The organism is Roseovarius sp. EC-HK134, assembly GCF_902498815.1.
GTDB classification, from domain to species: Bacteria; Pseudomonadota; Alphaproteobacteria; order Rhodobacterales; family Rhodobacteraceae; genus Roseovarius; species Roseovarius mucosus_A.
The window spans coordinates 921,637-937,996 of record NZ_LR701544.1 but is presented as its reverse complement, the minus strand read 5'-3'; the positions used below and the strand labels follow the sequence as shown (position 1 = coordinate 937,996).

18 protein-coding genes are annotated in these 16,360 nt (G+C 60.9%); 10 read left to right on the top strand and 8 right to left on the bottom strand.

Annotated features, from left to right (window positions below):
* Positions 1-70: 70 nt before the first annotated feature.
* The gene (tmpT, locus tag GC127_RS08360; RefSeq protein WP_151977532.1) at positions 71-709 is read right to left on the bottom strand and encodes a thiopurine S-methyltransferase; all 639 of its coding nucleotides are present in this window, start codon (positions 707-709) and stop codon (positions 71-73) included.
* 5 nt (positions 710-714) lie between these two features.
* Positions 715-1,941: an argininosuccinate synthase gene (locus GC127_RS08355; protein WP_151977530.1), complete on the bottom strand. Its 1,227-nt coding sequence runs from the start codon at positions 1,939-1,941 to the stop codon at positions 715-717.
* Between the two features lie 125 nt (positions 1,942-2,066).
* Here GC127_RS08355 and GC127_RS08350 point away from each other — a divergent pair, with 125 nt between their 5' ends.
* Together GC127_RS08350 and ilvA are read left to right on the top strand one after the other, a co-directional pair.
* Positions 2,067-2,804, top strand: coding sequence for a threonine dehydratase (locus tag GC127_RS08350; RefSeq protein ID WP_151977528.1), 738 nt, complete (start codon positions 2,067-2,069; stop codon positions 2,802-2,804).
* Between the two features lie 39 nt (positions 2,805-2,843).
* Complete coding sequence (gene ilvA / locus GC127_RS08345) at positions 2,844-4,082, top strand: threonine ammonia-lyase IlvA (protein WP_151977526.1); 1,239 nt, start codon at positions 2,844-2,846, stop codon at positions 4,080-4,082.
* A gap of 3 nt (positions 4,083-4,085) precedes the next feature.
* Here the strand turns inward: ilvA and GC127_RS08340 are convergent, their stop codons facing one another.
* The gene (locus tag GC127_RS08340) at positions 4,086-4,421 is read right to left on the bottom strand and encodes an Hpt domain-containing protein (protein ID WP_199861218.1); all 336 of its coding nucleotides are present in this window, start codon (positions 4,419-4,421) and stop codon (positions 4,086-4,088) included.
* 168 nt (positions 4,422-4,589) lie between these two features.
* Between GC127_RS08340 and GC127_RS08335 the strand changes: the two genes are divergently transcribed.
* Positions 4,590-5,846 (top strand): PP2C family protein-serine/threonine phosphatase, encoded by a 1,257-nt coding sequence (locus GC127_RS08335; RefSeq protein ID WP_254700037.1) that lies wholly within the window; start codon positions 4,590-4,592, stop codon positions 5,844-5,846.
* On the opposite strand, the gene GC127_RS08330 is transcribed toward GC127_RS08335, so the two are convergent.
* Positions 5,821-6,264: an NUDIX domain-containing protein gene (locus GC127_RS08330; protein ID WP_151977524.1), complete on the bottom strand. Its 444-nt coding sequence runs from the start codon at positions 6,262-6,264 to the stop codon at positions 5,821-5,823. The two genes, GC127_RS08335 and GC127_RS08330, sit on opposite strands and share 26 nt — an antisense overlap.
* A gap of 76 nt (positions 6,265-6,340) precedes the next feature.
* Here GC127_RS08330 and GC127_RS08325 point away from each other — a divergent pair, with 76 nt between their 5' ends.
* The 5 genes from GC127_RS08325 (at position 6,341) to GC127_RS08305 (ending at position 10,904) form a co-directional block, all read left to right on the top strand.
* Positions 6,341-7,339 carry an Hsp33 family molecular chaperone HslO gene (locus tag GC127_RS08325; RefSeq protein ID WP_008282730.1) on the top strand — a complete coding sequence of 333 codons (999 nt, stop codon included), beginning with the start codon at positions 6,341-6,343 and terminating at the stop codon, positions 7,337-7,339.
* Between the two features lie 4 nt (positions 7,340-7,343).
* Entirely contained in the window at positions 7,344-7,919 is a 576-nt protein-coding gene (locus GC127_RS08320) for a CoA pyrophosphatase (protein ID WP_199861317.1), read from the top strand.
* Positions 7,916-9,061: a CCA tRNA nucleotidyltransferase gene (locus GC127_RS08315; RefSeq protein ID WP_151977520.1), complete on the top strand. Its 1,146-nt coding sequence runs from the start codon at positions 7,916-7,918 to the stop codon at positions 9,059-9,061. The genes GC127_RS08320 and GC127_RS08315 overlap by 4 nt, the downstream gene beginning before the upstream one ends.
* A 42-nt stretch (positions 9,062-9,103) precedes the next feature.
* Positions 9,104-10,327 (top strand): class I SAM-dependent RNA methyltransferase, encoded by a 1,224-nt coding sequence (locus GC127_RS08310; RefSeq protein WP_151977518.1) that lies wholly within the window; start codon positions 9,104-9,106, stop codon positions 10,325-10,327.
* A 73-nt stretch (positions 10,328-10,400) separates the two neighbouring features.
* Positions 10,401-10,904, top strand: a complete 504-nt coding sequence (locus GC127_RS08305) for a murein L,D-transpeptidase family protein (protein ID WP_151977516.1) — start codon at positions 10,401-10,403, stop codon at positions 10,902-10,904.
* On the opposite strand, the gene GC127_RS08300 is transcribed toward GC127_RS08305, so the two are convergent.
* Positions 10,905-11,417: a CAP domain-containing protein gene (locus tag GC127_RS08300; RefSeq protein ID WP_008282725.1), complete on the bottom strand. Its 513-nt coding sequence runs from the start codon at positions 11,415-11,417 to the stop codon at positions 10,905-10,907. It lies immediately after the preceding gene.
* 170 nt (positions 11,418-11,587) lie between these two features.
* On the opposite strand from GC127_RS08300, the gene GC127_RS08295 reads away from it, so the two are divergent.
* Both GC127_RS08295 and GC127_RS08290 read left to right on the top strand, forming a co-directional pair.
* Positions 11,588-12,193, top strand: coding sequence for a L,D-transpeptidase (locus tag GC127_RS08295; RefSeq protein WP_008282724.1), 606 nt, complete (start codon positions 11,588-11,590; stop codon positions 12,191-12,193).
* Positions 12,194-12,337: 144 nt separating this feature from the next.
* Entirely contained in the window at positions 12,338-12,526 is a 189-nt protein-coding gene (locus tag GC127_RS08290; RefSeq protein WP_008282723.1) for a hypothetical protein, read from the top strand.
* Between the two features lie 146 nt (positions 12,527-12,672).
* Here GC127_RS08290 and GC127_RS08285 read toward each other — a convergent pair whose 3' ends face one another.
* The 3 genes from GC127_RS08285 to GC127_RS08275 form a co-directional block, all read right to left on the bottom strand.
* Positions 12,673-14,028 (bottom strand): IS5 family transposase, encoded by a 1,356-nt coding sequence (locus tag GC127_RS08285; RefSeq protein WP_151977514.1) that lies wholly within the window; start codon positions 14,026-14,028, stop codon positions 12,673-12,675.
* A gap of 79 nt (positions 14,029-14,107) precedes the next feature.
* On the bottom strand, positions 14,108-15,094 hold the full coding sequence (locus tag GC127_RS08280; protein ID WP_151977512.1) for a glycosyltransferase: 987 nt from the start codon (positions 15,092-15,094) through the stop codon (positions 14,108-14,110).
* Positions 15,091-16,326, bottom strand: a complete 1,236-nt coding sequence (locus GC127_RS08275) for an FAD-dependent oxidoreductase (RefSeq protein ID WP_199861217.1) — start codon at positions 16,324-16,326, stop codon at positions 15,091-15,093. Before GC127_RS08275 ends, GC127_RS08280 begins: the two co-directional genes overlap by 4 nt.
* Between the last annotated feature and the right edge of the window lie 34 nt (positions 16,327-16,360).

Here is a 16,360-nt window from a genome sequence, read left to right as displayed (position 1 = left end):
ACGACGTCGTGAGGTCACGCGGTGTTGAGCAATGTTTCGCTTTTTATGGCACCGTTCGGCAATAGATGGCCTAGCGCGGTGTGAGATGCAGCGCCATTTCGCGTGCGGGGCAGACGCCCTTGAGCCCGCCGGGCACGTCGAGATTGGCGAGCGTGGTGATCCGGTACTGAGTGGCGTAGTGGCGGTTCACCTCATCGAAGGTGACGCAAAACGGTGGGCCCGCCATGATCGCGGGATCGTATTCGAAGGTTATGAGCAATTGCGGGGCGGTGGCCGTAAGGGCCACAATATGCGCGGTGTAGCGGGTGCGCATATCGGGCGGCAGCGCCACCAGCGCGGCGCGGTCATAGATTGCATCGACAGAGCCGAGCAGATCGGGGGTGAGCGCGAAAATGTCGCCTGCAAACACAGTGACGCCGGGGGCGGCATAGGCGCGAAGGGTGCCGTGATCGGTGATTTCCGGCACGGTGCCCAGCTCCTCGAAAAGCTGGCGCACGGCGATGTCACTGAGTTCCGCGCCTGCGACGCGGTAGCCTTGGGCCAAGAGCCAGGCGATATCGCGGGTTTTGCCACAGAGGGGCAGAAAAATCCGCGCGCCTGGCTTGAGACCAAGCGCGCCGATATGGGCCGCAAGCATGCGGTTTACGTCGCCTTCATGAAAGCCGATCTGCATGTTTTCCCAACGGGTATGCCAGAAATCGGCCTCCACGATCCTTAGCCTTTGAGCCTGCGGTCGCGCGCTGCAAGGAGTTTCAGGCGCAGCGCGTTGAGTTGGATGAAGCCGGCCGCGTCTTTTTGATCATAGGCGCCAGCGTCATCTTCAAAGGTGACGTGGGCCTCGGAATAGAGGCTGTGATCGGACCAGCGGCCAACACAGGACACCGAGCCTTTGTAGAGTTTGAGGCGGACGGTGCCTGTGACATGTTCCTGGCTTTTGTCGATGGCGGCCTGAAGCATATAGCGTTCGGGCGAGAACCAGAAGCCGTTGTAGATCAGTTCGGCATAGCGCGGCATGAGCGAATCCTTGAGATGGCCCGCGCCGCTATCAAGGGTGATCTGTTCGATGCCACGATGGGCCTCGAGCAGGATGGTGCCGCCGGGTGTTTCGTAGATGCCGCGCGACTTCATGCCGACAAAGCGGTTTTCCACGAAATCGAGCCGCCCGATGCCGTGTTTGCGGCCAAATTCATTGAGGTCGGTCAGGATGGTTGCGGGGCTGAGAGGGGTGCCGTTGATGGCCACGGCATCGCCACGCTCGAAGCTGACTTCGATGAACTCGGGCGTATCGGGCGCGTCTTCGGGGCTTACGGTGCGCTGATACACGTAATCGGGGGCCATTTCGGCGGGGTCCTCAAGCACGCGGCCTTCGGAGGAGGTGTGCAGCAGGTTGGCATCCACCGAAAAGGGGGCCTCGCCACGCTTGTTTTTCGCGATCGGGATTTGGTTTTCTTCGGCAAAGGCGATCAGCTTGGTCCGGCTGGTCAGATCCCAGAGACGCCAAGGGGCGATCACCTTGATATCGGGATTGAGCGCGTAAGCGGCCAGCTCGAACCGGACCTGATCGTTGCCCTTGCCGGTGGCACCATGGGCCACGGCATCGGCACCGGTCATCGCGGCAATCTCGACCAGGCGTTTGGAAATCAGTGGGCGGGCGATGGACGTGCCCAAGAGGTAGAGCCCTTCGTAGAGCGCATTGGCGCGGAACATCGGAAAGACGAAATCGCGCACGAATTCTTCGCGGACATCCTCGATATAGATATTCTCGGGCTTTATCCCCAGCATCTCGGCCTTTTGGCGCGCGGGGTCCAGCTCCTCTCCCTGACCGAGATCAGCGGTGAAGGTCACAACCTCGCAGCCATATTCGGTCTGGAGCCATTTCAGGATGATCGAGGTATCGAGGCCCCCGGAATAGGCCAGAACAACTTTCTTGGGCGCGGACATGTCATTCCCCTTGCGTCAAATCTGGCTGGCGAAGTAGCGGCTTTTGCGGTGATGGGCAAGTGGACGCGGTTGACTGCGCCTTTGGTTGTGCTAGCGACGGCGGGCAATTGTCAAAAGGTGCGATTATGGCGGCGTGGCGTATTTTTATCCATTCAGTGCAGATGATTTTCAACAATCTGCCTCAGGTGGTCCGGATTGTGCTGGTGCCCTTGGGGATCGGGATTGCGACGTTGGTCCTCTTTGCGGTTCTGGGTGTCTCGATGGACGGGACGGATACGGAGGGTGCCACGGTGGGACAGATCGCGGGGCTAATCTTGTTGGCGCTTGTGCTGATCGGTCTGGCGCTATGGGTCATTGTGGCGTGGCACCGCTTTATCCTCTTGGCGGAATACCCCCAAGGCTGGGTGCCGATGCTGCGCACGGATCGCATGCTGTCTTATATCGGACATTCGCTCTGGCTTGGCCTTGTGATGATGGGCCTGATGCTGCCCCTCTTTCTGGTGGTTGGGGTTATTGGCGGGCTGGCCCCCCTGATTGTCACGATTGTGAGTATCGTGGTGATCGTCGCGGCCAATGTGGTGTTCTTTCGGCTCTCAACGATCCTGCCTGCGGCGGCGATTGGCAAGCCGCTTGCGTTGAAAGAGGCGTGGACCGCGACCGAAGGCAGCAGCGCTACGATTCTGATCCTTGTTCTTATTCTGGGGGTGGCGCAATTCGCGCTGCAGCTTTTGCTTGGGTTGCTGCTTTTGACGCCGGTGATCGGGGCCGTGTTGATGGTGCTGGGCACGGTGGTGTCGGGTCTGGTCAATATCAGCATTCTGACCACGCTTTACGGCTATTATATCGAAAAGCGCGCGCTCTGAGCCTTGTCAGAGGGGTGTGATTGGGGCACTGAGGCGGGCATGACCGAGTTTCAGGAAAATGCCCGCGCCGCAGAGGCCGCGATGCGCGCCGTGTTCGAGCCGACACCGCTCCAACGCAATGATCACCTGTCCGAGCGCTATGGCGCTGAAATCCTGCTTAAGCGCGAGGATCTGAGCCCGGTGCGGTCCTACAAGCTGCGCGGCGCGTTCAATGCGATGCGCAAGGTGCTGGCGGCGCGGCCAGATACGGCGACGTTTGTCTGTGCAAGTGCGGGCAATCACGCGCAGGGCGTGGCCTATATGTGCCGGCATTTTGGGGTCAAAGGCGTGATTTTCATGCCGGTGACGACGCCACAGCAAAAGATCGGCAAGACCGAGAAGTTTGGCGGCGATGCTGTGGCGATCCGGCTGACGGGCGATTATTTCGACGACACGCTGGCGGCGGCGCAGGCCTATTGCGCGCAGGTCGGTGGGCATTTCCTGTCGCCGTTTGACGACGAGGATGTGATCGAGGGGCAGGCATCCGTTGCGGTCGAGATCGAGGCGCAGTTGGGTGGCATGCCGGATCGTTTGATCCTGCCGGTGGGCGGTGGCGGGTTATCGGCGGGGGTGCGCAGCTATGTGGGCGCACGTGCCGCGCTGACGCTGGTGGAACCGGCGGGCGGTGCCTGTCTGGGTGCGGCGCTGGCGGCGGGGGAACCTGTGCGCCTGCGGCATGTGAACACCTTTGCCGATGGGGCGGCTGTGGCGCAGATCGGCGCACGCACATTCGCGCGGCTGGCGGATATGGACCCAAGTGCAGCGATGGTGATCGAAGAGGATCGGCTTTGCACCACGATGCTGGAGATGCTGAATATCGAGGGGATCGTGCTGGAGCCTGCGGGGGCGCTGGCGGTTGATGCGCTCAAGGATACGGCGGATGTGATCCGGGGCAAGACGGTTGTTTGTGTGACCTCTGGCGGGAATTTCGATTTTGAACGGTTGCCGGAGGTGAAGGAGCGGGCGCAGCGGTTTTCGGGGGTGAAGAAGTATTTTATCCTGCGAATGCCGCAGCGGCCCGGCGCGCTGCGCGAGTTTCTGGAAATTCTGGGACCCGAGGATGATATTGCCCGGTTTGAATACCTCAAGAAATCGGCGCGCAACTTTGGCTCTGTGCTGATCGGGATCGAGACGACGCGGCCTGAGAATTTTGCGCCGATCCTGGCGCGGCTGGATGCTGCCGGGTTTGAATATCGCGATATCACGCGCGATGAGGTGCTGGCCGAGTTCCTAATCTGAGCCTCAGGCGGCGATGACCCGATCAAGACCGGCCACGAATTCGGATTTCGAGTGCGCGTAACAATCGAGCACGGCGGTCAGATCAACGCTGGCACCCACGCCCATGGCGGCGGCGCGTTCGCCGCTGTGACAGAGATCGGCAAAGGCGGTAAAGCCGAGATTGAGCGCGCTGCCCTTGAGGAAGTGCAACAGCGCCTCAAGGTTCTGGCCCGCGTTTGGCAGGCGCAGTTTCCCGATCTCGGTATCCACCTCGTCAAGGAAAAGCTCTACCACCTCGGCAAAGGCGTCTGCCCCGATTTCATCGCGCAGGTCCTGCACGCGGCCCCAGTCGATCATCATCTACCCTCCGACACATGGGATCAGACTGGGCGCCAAGGGCTGATAAAGGGTTAAGCTGGGCTGGAAATTCGTGCGAATTTTAACATTCATATCCCGTTAAATCCTGTGAGCCTAGGAAGGGGGCGGACAGTGTAAAAGGTGGCCCCGGTGCGATCACGAGCGGAACAGGTGACAGGGACGGATGCGGGCGGCGGGGTGATCCAGCGCGTGCTGGTGGTGGATGACAGCCGATTGCAGCGGCGTATCCTGACCGCCTCTTTGCAGCGCTGGGGATTCGAGGTGCAGGAGGCCGAGTCGGGCGAGGAGGCGCTGCGACTTTGCCGGGATCAACCGCCTGATCTGGTGATGAGCGACTGGATGATGCCGGGGTTAAGTGGCCTTGAATTCTGCCGCAAATTCAGAGACTTGCAACAAGAGAGCTATGGGTATTTCATCCTTTTGACCTCTAAAAGTGACAAGGATGAGGTGGCGCTGGGCCTTGATGCGGGGGCGGATGATTTTCTGACCAAGCCGGTCAATGCCGCCGAACTGCGCGCGCGGATTTCGGCGGGGGCGCGTATCCTGCGGATGCAGCGCGAGTTGACTGAGAAGAACCGGCTGATCAAATCGACGCTGGACGAGTTGCAGACGCTTTATGATTCGCTCGATAGCGATTTGGTCGAGGCCAAGAAGCTGCAGCAATCGCTGGTGAGCGAACGCTATCGCGATTTCGGCGCGGCCGAGGTGTCCTTGATGCTGCAATCGGCGGGGCATGTGGGCGGCGATCTGGTGGGGATGTTCCCGATTGGGGCCACGCGCATCGGGCTATACGGGATCGATGTGTCGGGCCATGGGATCAGTTCGGCGCTGATGACGGCGCGGCTGGCGGGGTATCTGTCGGCCTCTGTGCCGGAGCAGAACCTGGCCCTGCGCAAGACCCGCGATGGAAGGTTCGTGGCACGGCCGCCCGCGCAGGCGATTGCGATGCTGAACCGGCTGATCATGTCAGAGATGGAAACCGAGCATTATTTCACCCTTGTTCTGGCGGATGTCGATCTGGAGAGCGGGCGGGTGATCCTGTCGCAGGCGGGGCATCCGCATCCGGCGTTGCAGCGGGCGGATGGCACAGTGGAATTTGTGGGCGCGGGCGGTTTGCCGGTGGGGTTGATCGACGGGGCCGAGTTCGAGCAATTCGAGGTGCAGATGGGGCCGGGTGATCGCCTTTTGATCCATTCCGATGGGGTGATTGAATGTGCGGGCCAAACCGGAGCGCTGCTGCAAGAAGAGGGGTTGGCGCATATCCTGCGGGATCTGCGGCAGACGCGGGGCATGGCGCTGCTCGAATCATTGATCTGGAAACTGTCGGATTTTGCCGGGGATGCTGACTTTGATGATGATATTTCCGGGGTACTGCTGGAATTCAAAGGCAGTGCGTTTCCCGGCTGACGAAATGCCGGTCGCCAGCGTTCCCGAGGTCACGTGCCGCCTGCTCCGGTGCGATCCAGACCGCGCGGTGCCCCGGCTCGCTGGGTGGGCCCAAGCGCCGGACCGGATGGGCGCGGTAGATGATGCAGAGCTTTTCCGCCCAGAATCCGTATTCCGGCATATAGGTGAACCGGCGAAAGGCCCCGAGCCGTCGGGGCCGGGCGATGAGCCAGCCGGTTTCTTCGAACACCTCGCGATAGAGCGCCTGCACGGGTGATTCGCCGGGATCAATGCCGCCGCCGGGTAATTGCAATTCTGGCAGCGGTTCTGCCTGATGGGTCACAAGCAGCCGCCCGCGATGCGGTAGGATGGCATAGGCACCGGGGCGCAGGCGATAGGCCACATCGGGCCGGGGGCTGTCTCCGAATCGTCTGATCACGTGGCACCTCTCTTGGGGTTGGCTTGTCCTGACGGTACAGGCGCGATATGCCAAGTCGAGACCCAAAGGAAAGCCCATGACACTTGGACAGAAAATCGCTTGGGATGATACGATCCTGCCATTCCAACTTGACCGCGCGGATATTCGAGGGCGGGTGGTGCGCCTTGATGGGGTGCTGGACGGGATTCTGAAACAGCATGATTACCCGCCACAGGTTGAAGCGCTGATTGCGGAAATGGCGCTTTTGACGGCGTTGATCGGGCAGACGATCAAGCTGCGGTGGAAGCTGTCGTTGCAGGTGCAGACGCGCGGTGCGGTGCGGATGATTGCCACCGATTACTATGGGCCAAGCGAGCCGGACGAGCCTGCGCGGATGCGCGCCTATGCCAGTTTCGACGCAGAGCGGCTGAGCCATGCGCGTCCGTTCGATCAGTTGGGCGAGGGGTATTTCGCCGTGATGCTGGATCAGGGGCAGGGCACCACGCCCTATCAGGGGATTACGCCCATTGCCGGAGAGGCGTTGCGCCACTGTGCCGAGGCGTATTTTGCCCAGTCCGAGCAGTTGCCCACGCGTTTTGCGCTTAGTTTCGGGAAATCGACAGAGGCGGGCGGTGTGGAGCATTGGCGCGCGGGCGGTGTCATGTTGCAGCACATGCCCAAGGCGTCGCCCTTTGCCAATGACGGCGGGTCGGGCGATGGCGGGCTGTTGCAGCCGCAGGATATTCTGGACGGCGACGATGCCGAAAATTGGAACCGCGCCAATGTCTTGCTGGATACGGTCGAGGATCTGGAGCTGATCGGCCCGTCGATTGCGCCAACGGATCTTTTGGTGCGGCTGTTTCACGAAGAGGGGCCGCGCGTTTTCGATATGCAGGCGGTGCGGTTTGGGTGCACCTGTTCGGAAGAGCGGGTGCGCAGCAGTCTGTCGATCTATTCTGCGCGCGATATTGCGACCATGACCACCGAAGAGGGGATTGTGACCGCCGATTGCCAGTTTTGCGGGGCGCATTACCGGCTGGACCCGGCCACTGTCGGGTTCGAGGCCAAGGATGACGGGGCGGGGGGCAGTGACTGATCCGCTGGAGCGAGCGCTGCGCGCATTGCGGGCGGCGCGCGCGCCTTCGTCGGATTATGATCTAAATCCCGGTGTTGTTTTGCCCGAAGGGCGCAGATTGCGGGCGGCGGCGGTATTGGTGCCGGTGCGCGAGGGGCGCGTGATTCTGACCAAACGGTCCTCGAAGTTGCGGCATCATCCGGGGCAGATTGCGTTTCCGGGCGGCAAGCAGGATGCGGGTGATCCTGATATCACGGCCACCGCGCTGCGGGAGGCGGAGGAGGAGATCGGGCTAGACCGGCGCAGCGTCGAGGTGCTGGGGTTCTTGCCCCGGCACGAGACCGTGACCGGCTTTGACGTGACGCCGGTTCTGGCGCGGGTGCATGGGGCGTTCGAGCCGCGGGCCGAGCAGGGCGAAGTCGATGAGGTGTTCGACGTGCCTTTGGCGCATTTGCTAGAGTTGGGCCGATATAGGGTCGAAAAGCGCCGCTGGCGGGGGGATTGGCGGCGCTATTATGCGGTGCCCTATGGCCCCTATTACATCTGGGGGGCGACGGCGCGCATTCTGCGTAACCTGGCGGATCTGGCGGGGCCGGAATGAAGGTTTCCGGCGCATGGATCGAGGATAAGGCGACGCAGGCGGTCTGTGCCATGCTGACCGGGGGCGGGTATCAGGCGCTCTTTGTCGGCGGCTGCGTGCGCAACGCGCTGTTGGAGATGCCGGTGGGGGATATTGATATCGCCACCGATGCCCGGCCCGAGATGGTGATGGAGCTGGCCCATGCGGCGGGGCTAAAGCCGGTGCCGACGGGCCTTGAACATGGCACGATTACGGTGGTTTCGGGTCACATCGGCCATGAGGTTACGACCTTTCGCGAGGATGTGCAGACCTTTGGTCGTCATGCGGTGGTGGCCTTTGCCAGCGATTTGCGCACCGATGCGCGGCGGCGCGATTTTACGATGAATGCGCTTTATGCCCAGACTGATGGTGCCGTGGTCGACCCTTTGGGCGGTTTGGAGGATTTGCGCGCGCGGCGGGTGCGGTTTATCGAAGATGCCGATCAACGGATTCGCGAGGACTATCTGCGTATTCTGCGGTTTTTCAGGTTTCATGCCTGGTATGGTGATCCCGAAGGCGGGCTTGACGCCGAGGGGTTGGCGGCCTGTGCTGGCAATGTCGAAGGGATTGGCGGGCTGTCGCGCGAGCGTGTGGGGGCGGAAATGCGCAAGCTGCTCGCCGCACCTGACCCGGCACCGTCTGTGGCCGCGATGCAGGCGACGGGAGTGTTGGCTGTGGTTCTGCCCGGAAGCGATGCGCGCGCCTTGCCGCTGTTGGTGCATCTGGAATCAGAGACAAACACAGCCCCAGATGCGATTCTACGGTTGGCCGCGCTGGGCGGAGAGGCGGCTGCGGAGCGGCTGCGCCTGTCGCGGGCAGAGGCGCGGCGGCTGGATAGTTTGAGGGGCGCGGCGGCAGACATGATGCACGCGGCAGAGTTGGGCTATCGCCACGGGTTCGCGGAGGGGCGCGCGATCTTGCTGTTGCGCGCGGCGCTGCTGGAAAACACCTGGCAGGCGCGCGATGCCGAGGATTTGGCGAAAGGGGCCAAGGCAAGGTTTCCAGTGACAGCGGCGGACCTGATGCCAGAGTATACCGGCCCCGCGTTGGGTGAACGGTTGCACGCGTTGGAGCGGCGCTGGATCGAGTCGGGGTTTGCGCTGACACGCGACGATCTTCTGTGAGTGGGCTTTTATAGCGGCGCGGCGCGGGGTAAAGGCGCAGGCATGAGCGAGCATGACATCATACGGTTGGGGCATCAGGGCGACGGCATTGCCGAGGGGCCGGTGTACGCACCTCTGACCCTGCCCGGTGAGCGGGTTTCGGGCACTTTGAACGGTCAAACCCTGACCGATGTGCGCATTCTTTTGCCATCCTCGGATCGGGTGAGTGCGCCCTGTCGGCATTTCCGATCCTGTGGCGGATGTCAGGTGCAACATGCGTCAGACGGGTTTGTTGCGTCGTGGAAGCAAGAGGTGGTGCGCGCGGCGCTGGCAGCGCATGGCATCGTGGCTGAATTTCAGCCGATCCATACTTCGCCACCGCGATCCCGTCGGCGGGCAACATTTGCTGCAAAACGCACGAAAAAGGGGGCGATGGCCGGGTTTCATGCCCGTGGCAGCGATGTGATCATTGAGGTCCCTGATTGCCATCTGCTGCATCCCGAGGTGATGCGCGGCCTTAGCGTGGCCTGTGATCTGGCTGAGACAGGCACGAGCCGCAAGGCGGCGCTGGCGGTCAGCGTCACGCGGTCTTTGGTTGGGTTGGATGTGGCGGTTACGGATGGCAAGCCGCTGGATGGACCATTGCGTGTTGCCTTGGCGGCTTTGGCTGAGCGGCATGATCTGGCGCGGCTGGCCTGGGAGGACGAGGTTGTGGTGACGCTGCGCGCGCCGGTGCAGGTGTTTGGCGGGGCACGGGTTGTGCCGCCGCCTGGTGCATTCCTGCAAGCCACGGCAGAGGGTGAAGCGGCGCTTTTGGCGCAAACAGAGACTATTTTGGCGGGGGCGCGGCGGATCGTTGATCTTTTTGCTGGCTGCGGCACCTTTGCCCTGCCTTTGGCGCAGCGGGCGCAAGTACATGCGGTTGAGGGGGAGGCCGAGATGCTGGCGGCGCTGGATGCCGGACGGCGTGGGGCTGCGGGGCTCTATCCGCTGAGCACAGAGGCGCGTGATCTTTTCCGTCGACCGCTCTTGGCGGATGAGTTGGCGCGCTATGACGGGGCGGTGATTGATCCGCCGCGTGCCGGCGCCGAGGCGCAGATTGCCGAGATTGCCCGCGCGAGCCTGCCCCGGCTGGCCTATGTGTCCTGCAATCCGGTGACATTTGCCCGAGACGCCAAGACCCTGATTGCGGCGGGCTATGCGATGGGTCCGGTGCGGGTGGTGGATCAATTCCGTTGGTCGGCGCATGTGGAATTGGTGGCCGGATTCACACTGAATAAGGCGTGAACGGAGCAATTTTTCTACCAAGCCCCGCATTTTTTTTGGTATTAGAATCACGAGCAGTGAGCGGATAAAAACAATGAAATCTAACAGACGGTTCGTGTTGCTGGCGGGGCTGAGCGCCTTGGCAGCGTGTGGCAGGCAGGATTCTAAATTTCGCACCTATCGTGGCCCCGATGTGACGCGGGTGATTGTCAACAAGGGTGAGCGAGAGATGTTTCTCTTGCATCACAATCGCGCGCTGGAGCGGTACAAGGTTGATCTTGGCTTTTCGCCTTCGGGGCATAAGCAATTCGAGGGGGATGGGCGCACGCCGGAGGGCGAGTATCACATCGACCGGCGCAATCCCAACAGCGCGTTTCATCTGTCGCTTGGGATTTCCTATCCCAATGAGGCGGATATTGCCTATGCCAAGGCCTTGGGCAAATCACCGGGTGGAGATATCTTCATCCATGGCGAGCCGAACGCACTGGCCTTTTTAAGCCCAGATTGGACGGCTGGCTGTATCTCGGTCAAGAATCGCGAGATGGAGGATGTCTATGCCATGGTCCGCGACGGGACGCCGATCACGATTAATGCGTGATCAGGTGCCGAGGATCATTGTCCACCAGATCTTGCCGCCATCCTCTTGAAGCCAGGAAAAGCCCATTTTGCGCGCCTCGGGAGAGAGGATCACGCGGCGCGTGCCCTCTTGTTCCATCCAAGCGGCGAGGGTTTGAAGCTCTGTCTCGTAGGTTTCCGAGATAGTCTCGCCGACGAGGGAGCCGGAATATCCAACGCGACGCACGCGGTCGAGCGGCGAGGAGCCATCTGAGCCAAAGTGCCAGGGGCGATTCTGCACCGACATATCGCGCGAATGGGTTGCGGCGGCGGCGGTGAGGGCAGAATCAAGTGTGAGCGGCGGCTGACCGGCGGCCTGACGCAGAGAATTGACCGAATCGAGCATGCGGAACTGCACCTCGGAGGTCTGGCCCGCGGCGATTCGGTAGACACGCGGCAGCGGTTTGCCATCCGAGCCCAATTGTGGTGGGGGCGGTGCGGCGCAGGCGGAAAGAGCCAAAAGAGCCGAGACCAACAGGATGTAGAGACGCGCCATGATGCAGAACCACCCGAAAATTGTTTAGACCTCTGCTTTAGCCCGGCTTGCGTTGCGATTCAAACCCACATGCGCAGAACATCGCGCGTTGTGACTTTCTTGATTTGCGGCGGAAATCTTGGCACCCTATACCTTACGGATCATCGGCTTGCCTGACTGGAGTTTCTCACATGACCCATGACTCTCGGATTTCGTGGAACCGGCGCACGTTTCTGACCGGAGCAGCGGCGTTGCTGGGTGCCCCGGCACTTGCGCAAGGTGTGGACGGTGCGGATACCGTCGAACTGGAGCGTGGCCTAGAAGAAGAAACGGTGCGGCGCAATATTTCCGGGTTCCGGATGCTGGATTGGCGGCCCTATTTTTCGAACCTGAACAACGGGGCTATTCTGGTCGATATCGACTCGCGCGCGGTGCATTTCTGGAGCGCGGATCAGTCGGTTTATAAACTTTACCCATCCTCGGTGCCGCTGACCGACGATTTGACGCGGCGTGGCCGCACATCGGTGGTGCAAAAGGTGGAGGGGCCAAGCTGGCGCCCTACGCCCTCGATGCTCAAGCGCAATCCGGAATGGCCGGCCTTTGTGCCGCCGGGGCCGGATAATCCGCTGGGCACCCACGCGCTTTATCTGAGTTGGACCTATTACCGCATTCACGGCACCCATGACACGCGCAAAATTGGGCGGCGGTCGTCGAATGGCTGTGTCGGACTTTACAACGAGCACATCGCGGAATTGTTCTCTTTGACCAAGGTCGGCACGCAGGTGTTGCTAATTTGACGAAAAAGAGGCGATTTGTTGGGTGGCGGACCCAAGATAGAATTGCAATCGCTCTGGATTGCTGATTAGAAAATCTTACGAGGTTAAGTCTTGGGTGCTTGGCGTTGTATATTGCAACGTCATGCCAAAATCTGGAGGATAATCATGAAGAAACTCGTTCTCGCTGCTGCCCTGAGCGCCGCTGCTTCGACCGCTTTTGCAGGCAACCTGTCGGAGCCCGTTATCGAGGCACCGGTCGTTGTTGAAGAAACCGCTGCAAGCTCGTCCGCCGCTGGCGTTTGGGTTCCGCTGGTTCTGCTGGCAATCGTCGCGGCTGTTATCGCTGCTGACTAAGTCTGGCAACGGCACCAAAAGAAAAGGCAGTGGGAAACCACTGCCTTTTTTTGTGCCTGATTGGGATTGGTCCCAGACACGGGCCATTACTCTGTCCGACTTTGCGCAGCGCGGTCAAACCACTTAGTTCATCCTGAACAACGATCTCAGGCGACGGTTTGCAGTTCATGATGGCGGTCGATGCCCCGAGTGATCCTTCGGAACACAGTTATCAGCCAGATGAGCTGGCGCAAAAAGACCCTCAGGTGGCGCAGGATCATGCGGATGTTGTGACCGCAGCCGCACAGGACCGCGAAGAGCGCGTCGCCTGTCGTTCCCTTGAGGGGGCATCGGGTCAGGCGGCCGTCGGTCTTCATGTGCCCGATCATGGGCTCGATGGCGCTTCGCCGTCGCAGCAGTTTCGCGATCGCCCTGGTGACGCCGCGCCGGGCGCCGCTGATTAAGACCTTCACGGTCTCGACGCCATGGCCGCGGTAGCCGCGATCAACGAAGGCCATGTCCGGGCGCCGGTCGGTCAGGATCTCCACCTGTTCCAGCGCCTCGTGCAGGGTGTGGCCGTCATAAGGATTGCCGGGCAGTGCCCGCATGCCGACGACGAAGCCGCCTTGCGTCGTGGTCGCGACGCTGACCTTGGTGCCGAACTCGTAGCGCTTGTGCGCCTTGCCCTTCGAGATGCAGTCCACGGCCGGCTCATGCAGGCTGTAGAGCTTCTTGCGGTCCTTCGGCTTCTGCGCCAGCAGCCGGTTTACCAGCGCTGTCACCTCGGTGATCCGTGCTTTCAGCGGTCCCTCGGCCACCTTGTCCACCTGCCGTTCGATGTCGCGCAGCACGCGCCCGGTATAGCCCTTGAGCCGACGCAGGGCCTTGCGCATCCGTTTGAACTGGCGGGCATGGGCATAGCGGCCGACCTGACCGCAAAGCCGGGGGCCGAGGCGGTTGTAGTTCTGGCGCAGACTGATGTCGGCCTCGCGGGCCAACCTGACCAGCTTGCGCCGTGCGACCTCGTAAAGCCGGGCATCGGTGGGGTGCGCGATATTCTTTTCCATCACCGTGGTGTCGACGGTGACCTTCTTCAGATGGTCGTCCTGCACCGTCCCGGCGCGCTGCCCAGCCCTGATCGTCTCGGTCAGCAGCCACTCCACGCCTTCTTCACCAATCCGGTTGCGCCAGCGGGTCATCGACGAGGCATCGATCGGCAGGCGATGCTGAAAGAAAGTCTCGCCGCAGAAATGCTGCCAGTAGGGGTTCTCCGCCCACCGCGCCACGACGGCTTCATCGGACAGCCGGAATGCATGCTGGAGATAGAAGAGCCCCGCGACCAGGCGGGTCGGCGTGGCGGGCCGACCGACCGGGGAAGGGAACAGCCCCGCCCATTCCCGCTCGAAGACCTCCCAGTCGATCAGGGCGGCGAGCTTCACCAGTTCGTGGCGCATGTCGATCATCTCGACCAATCGTGGGCGCAGAAGATCATCCTGTTCCAGGGGCGGCTTTCTGGGCTTCATATCGCAGCTCGAAATTGCAGGGTTCTGACTGCAATAATACCAAAGGCTGCATCCAAAACCAAAGAAAAACGCTGCTTTATCAAGCGAAATCAGCAGGATGAGAGTTGTTCAGGATGAACCACTTAAGTTGCTCAGCCACGCATGGGGTTAGCGGGTGATCTATCGAGGGCAGGTAAGAGCGCAGCGATGCCAGCGATGCCAGTTCGGCCTTGTCCAGCCCCGGTGTCACAAAGGAATGGCGTCGCATGAGCATCGCGGCGCGAAACGCCAATTCAGCCAGAAAAACCTCATGGCTGGTGGGTTTGAATGTCGACATCATCCGCCGCATCCGAACCTCAAGCGCGTGGCAATGTCTATTCCAAGCGTTCAAACGGTCTTCTACCGCCCAGTCTATGGTGCGGGCCTTTGAGGCAGACATGCGTTCTTGTGGCTGAAAGACCCGTTTGCGATAGAGCGCTTTTGGAACATGAATTACTGGCCCGGCCTCTAGAAGACCGAGGGCGTATTCCGCCTCGACGGCAAATCCGCCCCATAAATCTGTTGGGAAGCCTTGGGTCACTGCGATGGCGCTTTGGCGCGTCACGCCGCGCCACGGCATGGCATGGGCCCCCTGCACCATAAAGCGGATCAGATGTGTCATCCGATCCTCGCCCTGCGGCAAGGCCACCGATCTAAATCCGGTTATCCCATTGGCGTCGAACATCGTCATATCGCCATAAGCAACCGATGCCTTTGGGTGTTCAGAGACCAAAGGAAAGAACGTTGCGAGATAGTCGGACGCCCAAATGTCGTCATGGGGGAGCGGGGCATAGAACGGGGTTTCTACCCGTTGCAGCAGCGCGTTGAAGTTTCCTGCCCATCCCAGACGTCGGGGATTGGTAGAGATATTCACGCGCGGATCGTCGCGAAACGGCTCTAGCGCCGCCTCTGTGCTGTCTTTATCCCCTTCGGATGGGTCGATCGCGATCTCGATACGAAAATCATCGAAACTTTGCGCCAAGACGGAGGACACCGTTTCGCCGATGAAGGCACCGGCCTGATAGGCGGGAATACATACGGTGATCACGCATCAAGCCCCATCTCAGACAACACGCGCAAAGCTGCCTCTTCTCCGTATTTCGGTGCCATAACGTATTTGCCGGTGTTGATCGAGTGATACCTTGGCAGGCTTGTCACACCTATTTCTGCCCGGCTGTGCAATCCGCTGTTGGGATCGGTGATGCCAGAGGTGCCCCAGGCTGAAATGTATCCGCCCCGCACCTCGAAATCGTTTGTATACTCCGCAAGCGCGTTACCGTAGCCGGGCATATAGCGCGCGAGGGCCGCGATACTTTGTTCGGTGATGTGCCGAGCTGTGCTGGGCGTTATGCAGACCGGTGCCGGATCAGGTGCCAGCGCGACTTCGCTTTTCAACATGCCTGCCGGATACCAGCTTGCGTAAACCCTGTCTCCGTATGCGACCGTGTCGCCGTATTCGCCAATGACAAAGGTCACGTTGGGTGTTCGCTCTGCAAGGTCTTTGCTCTGAAGATGCAAGCCACATTTGAAGCGATGCAGAGCTTGGCGCGGTGGCGACAGGTTTAGACACCGGTCAAGCCGCAGCCGCTGTTCCCAGCTTGCGTTGATGACTGCGCCGAATTTCTCGCGCAGGCCATCGGCCCCCCATGTTATCACCAAGTGATCATCTTCGCGGGTGATCCCCGTGACTTCGGCCTTTGTCCGCGATTCCACCAGAGGCTGCGCGCCAAGGGCAGATAACAGAAAGGGCCGTTTCGTCCTTGGAGAGCTTGCAAGCTCGTTGGTTTCCCATGCGGCCGAAATTTCGGTCGTGTCGAAGAGGGCGCCCAATTCGCTGGCGTTAAGAGGGCGCAAGCGCAGGTCGCGTTTGCATATCAGGTCTGCTCCGCAAGAATCGGCTTCCTCCTGAGTCTGCGCGAGATGGGCTGCGACCCCGTCCTTGGGCACCATGCTGTCACGGGGGCAAGCGTAAAGAAACGGTTTTTCTGACAGTCCGAGACCGGCCTCGGGTATCCAGCGGGTCAAGATTGGCCGAAAACGCACCGCCCCTGAGAGAAGCCGCCGCGTTGTCGTATGGCTGGAATCGAGCACATAGGTATATCCTAGGTGGATTTTGCCCTCGCACACGGCACTTGCACCGGAAAAGAGCGTTTCATTGCGCTCGAACAGCACCACCCGGAGCCCGGCATCCGCAAGGCGCATCGCTGCTGTTATGCCTGCAAGCCCGCTTCCGATCACTGCAACCGGGCCGCCCGTAATCGTCGCGCTGCGATACGACATCTTTACCCTCGCCATAAAAGAGGCAGTTCAGGTG